Source organism: Xenorhabdus sp. Sc-CR9 (assembly GCF_963897815.1).
Classification (GTDB): Bacteria; Pseudomonadota; Gammaproteobacteria; order Enterobacterales; family Enterobacteriaceae; genus Xenorhabdus.
On record NZ_CAWQTY010000150.1, the window covers coordinates 1 to 232 of the forward strand.

Sequence of the window (232 nt, forward strand, 5' to 3'; positions counted from 1 at the left end):
CAAAGAAGAAGCGGCTGCCGTTCTCAACGCGATGGGGCTTACGGTATCTGATGCCGTCCGCCTGATGCTAACGCGAGTAGCACGGGAAAAGGCGCTACCATTCGAACCATTAGTACCAAACGAAACGGCTATTGCGGCCATGCGTGAGGCTCGTGCAGGAAATGTAACTAAGGCGGCTGACCTCAAAACTCTGTTTAGTGATCTCAATGCGGACGACTGAATACACCAGCCA

The 232-nt window shown here is 53.0% G+C and carries 1 protein-coding gene; it reads left to right on the forward strand.

Annotated elements, in window-relative coordinates:
* On the forward strand, positions 1-220 hold a 220-nt coding region (locus AACQ81_RS07065), incomplete at its 5' end, for a type II toxin-antitoxin system RelB/DinJ family antitoxin (RefSeq protein WP_237388519.1).
* Positions 221-232: the final 12 nt, after the last annotated feature.